The sequence below is a fragment of the Reyranella sp. genome (genome assembly GCF_050185545.1).
Taxonomy (GTDB): domain Bacteria; phylum Pseudomonadota; class Alphaproteobacteria; order Reyranellales; family Reyranellaceae; genus Reyranella.
Map to the genome: position 1 here is coordinate 1 of NZ_JBFWZI010000344.1, position 3,570 is coordinate 3,570.

The 3,570-nt window shown below is 68.8% G+C and carries 3 protein-coding genes; all 3 read right to left on the bottom strand.

All coding sequences use genetic code 11. The annotated features are described in order from the left end of the window. On the bottom strand, positions 1–898 hold an 898-nt coding region (locus AB7O82_RS37770), incomplete at its 3' end, for a mandelate racemase/muconate lactonizing enzyme family protein (protein WP_428621889.1). Between the two features lie 142 nt (positions 899–1,040). Further along, entirely contained in the window at positions 1,041–1,436 is a 396-nt protein-coding gene (locus AB7O82_RS37775) for a VOC family protein (protein ID WP_428539673.1), read from the bottom strand. Positions 1,437–1,447: 11 nt separating this feature from the next. Continuing rightward, positions 1,448–3,547, bottom strand: coding sequence for a hypothetical protein (locus AB7O82_RS37780; RefSeq protein WP_428539676.1), 2,100 nt, complete (start codon positions 3,545–3,547; stop codon positions 1,448–1,450). Positions 3,548–3,570: the final 23 nt, after the last annotated feature.

Here is a 3,570-nt window from a genome sequence, read left to right on the forward strand (position 1 = left end):
GGTGCGCCATGCGGATGTCGACCAGCGCGCAGGCCGCGGCGGCGCGGCGCCATTCGGTGATGCCGCCGGCTTCCGAGGCGTCGAAGTTCACGATGTCGACGGCGCCGGCATCGATCAGCCGGCGCACGCCGCGGGCGCTGTACTCGGACTGCCCGGCATTGATCGGGATTCGGCAGGCGCGTCGCACCTCGGCCATGCCCCGCGCCTCGTCGTCCCAGCGCACTGGCTCCTCGAACCAGGCGATCGGCAGAGGCTCGATCAGGCGGGCGAAGCGGATGGCGTCGGGGACCGACCAGCCGCGGTTGGCGTCGACCGAGATCATGAAGCCCGGTCCGGCGCCGTCGAGTGCCGCCTTCACCCGCTCGGCATCCTGCTCGGGCGAGAGGCCACCCACCTTCACCTTGCAACCGCCCATGCCCCACAGGCGGAGCTGCTCCATCTCCCTGGCGAGATCGAGCAAGGTCTTGCCTTCGGCGTAGTAGCCGCCGATCGAGATGATCGGCAGCTCGGAGCGGAAGCCACCCAGCAGCTGACGCACCGACAGGCCGGCTCGCCTTCCCAGCAGGTCCCATACCGCGGTGTCGACGCAGGCGATTGCCTCCATGGCGAGCTTGCGGTCGCGGTTCGGCATCGTGATCGCAAAGGCCTTCGACCATACGCGCTCGTAGGCGGCGGCATCCTCGCCAAGCACCAGCGGCGCGATCTCATCGACGATGATCTTCACCAGTGCCGCGCCGTGCTCGCGATTGTCGCCGTTGTAGACCTCGGCCTCCAGCCCGTCCGAAGTGCGCATGCGGGTCACGATCGCGCAGCGCGTCGTCATGGCGTAGACGCTGCCGGCGAACTGCCGGGGCAGGGGGATCTCGATGGCGGTCGCCGAGATGCTCTCGATTCTCATGGCCGGTGTCCTGTCTTCGTATTGCGGACCGCGGGCGTCTCGCCCGCTCCTGAATCATGAGCGGGCGAGACGCCCGCGGTCCACAGAAAGAGCAGTTTCACGGCATCGTGGCATGCGTCGCGGGCCAGGGGCGCCAGTGCGTTCAGCGGGCCCAGGCGGCATTCTGGAGCACGATTCGATAGCCGTCCGGATCCTCGAACGTCACGCCTGCGCGATCCCAGTACGGGTTGAACGACGGCACTGGATCGAAGCCCGCATCCTTGAGGCGTTGCACCGACGCCTGCCAGCGCTCGATGTCCGGCAGGTAGAACACGAGCAGATTGTCCGCCGTCGGCGCGCGCCCGACCGCGTGCCCGCGCTTCATGGTGAACTCGAAATGATAGGGCGCATTGGGCTGTCCCAGCATCACGCCGTCGAAGCCGTCATGATCCTCGAAACGATAGAGCACCGTGAGACCCAGCCCTTGCTCATAGAACCGCAAGAGGGCCTCGAGATTGTCGGTCGGACGGGCGACGCGAAGATGCGGGGCTGGGGCCATGTTGGCGAACGTTACCGCCCCTCGCGCCACCACGCGCTTCCCACTGCGAGCAGGAAGGCGAGCGCCACCAGGATCCCCGGCAGCAGCGGCAGCTGATTGATGCCGGCGACGGTGTAGCCCTCGTTGCGTCTCAGCCCGATCCAGTCGGATCCGCCGGCGGAGCGGCCCGGCCGCACCGAACGGATGTCGGGATCGGCGGTATCGGCGAGCCACATCAGCGTGCCGCCCGACGCCTCGGTCAGCGGCTTCAGCTTGGCATCGGTCGCGCGCACGTCGGAGAACTCGAGCGGGTCGGGATTGCCGACCGCGGCCACCGTGCGCAGCGTGCCATCGTCGAAGCGGTAGAGGCCGGGCTTGTCGACCTCGACCACGGCGAGGCCGAGCCCGGGGCTCGCCTGGTTCAAGGCAAGGGTGCGTATCGAGCCGTCGGGCGCGGTCATTGTCACCGGCGGGAAGGTCGTGGCGAGCGTGCGGCGGGTCACCTCGATGCGGCCGCCCACCGAGGCGGCGCGTAGTGCCTCCTCCTCGAGGTCGGGCTCCTTCATCAGCCAGTGGGCGACGCGGCGCACCAGCTCGGGCTGCGGTCCGCCGCCGTCGATGCCGCGATTCCACAGCCACAGGTGATCCGACATCATTTGCGCCACGCGGCCTTCGCCGACGCGGTCGAGAATCACCAATGGGCGATCCTCGGCGCCCGACAGGATGGCGTTGCCGCGCTCGGTTCGTGCCGTGACCAGGCGGAACCAGCGGCCCCAGTCGGGCTCCTTCCCGGGGTCTCCGGCCTGCGGCAGGCTGGAGGTGACGGGATGGCGCTGGCCAATCTCCGTGACCTTGGGCTTGTAGGGCGTCTCCAGCACGTCGCCGAGCGGTGCTGCCGGCAGGACGGCGCCGAGCGGCGTGCGATAAAGCGAGCGCTGAGTGGCGAAAACCGGCCCGACCGAGACCAGCAGCGCACCGCCTGCCTTCACGTACTCGGCGATGTTGCGAAAGTATTCGCGCGTGATCAGGCTGCCGGTCTCGTAGCGGTCGAAGATGATGAGATCGAATTCCTTGAGCTTCTGCTCGAATAGCTCGCGCATCGGGAAGACGATCAGGCTGAGCTCGCGCACCGGCGTGAAGTCGTCCTTCTGCGGCGTGCGCAGGATGGTAAAGTGCACCAGATCGACCGCCGGGTCGCTCTTCAGCAGGTTCCGCCACGCCCGCTCGCCCTGATAGGGCTCGCCCGAGACCAGCAGCACGCGCAGCCGGTCGCGCACGCCGTTGATGGTGAACAGGGCGCGGTTGTTGTCCAGGGTAAGCTCGTTGGGACCCGGCGCGACGTCGAGTTCGACCACATTGGCGCCGGGATTGCCGACCGCGATCGGCAGCTCGACTGACCTGCCGACCGGCACGTCGATACGGCGGACGATCTCGCCGCCGACCGACAGGGTCACCGGAGCGGTGCCGCCGGACGGATCCTCGATCTTGAACTTGGCCGTCACCTCGCGCCCTACCACGCCGAAGCGCGGCGACTGCTCGAGCACGATCAGCCGGTCGCGCTCGTTCTTCCTGCCGGCGATCAGGGCATGAACCGGCGCGCCGCCCAGCTCCGGCGGCAGGCCTCTTGTCGAATCGATGGCCGGCACGTCGTGCACCTGGCCGTCGCTCAGCAGCACCACGCCGGCCAACCGCTCGGGCGGCACCTCGACCAGGGCCGAGCGCATGGTCTCGATCAGCCGGGTGCCGCCCGGCCGTTCGCTGCCGAGCTGGATGTGCGCCGGCGGCAGCACCGCCTCGCGGATCTCGAGGCCTTCTTGCTGGCCGAGCCGGCGCTTCAACGATTCGCGTGCTGCCTGCACCTGGGCGCGGCGCTCGCCGATCGTCATCGAATCGCTGTCGTCGACCACGATCAGGGCGACGTCGGCGATCGGCTTGCGCTGCTCCTCGACCAGCGCCGGGTTGGCCAGCGCCGCCAGCACGACGATGATCGCGCCGAGCCGCAGGAGCGTGCCGCGTGCGCCGGCGCGCAGGCCTAGCAGGACCAGCACCAGGCCGATGCCGCCCAGCACGGCCAGCAACCACCACGGCAGCAGCGGGTCGAAGACGACGGAAACAGCAGAGGTCGTGTTCACGGCCCACACCTCTCAGTCACTGC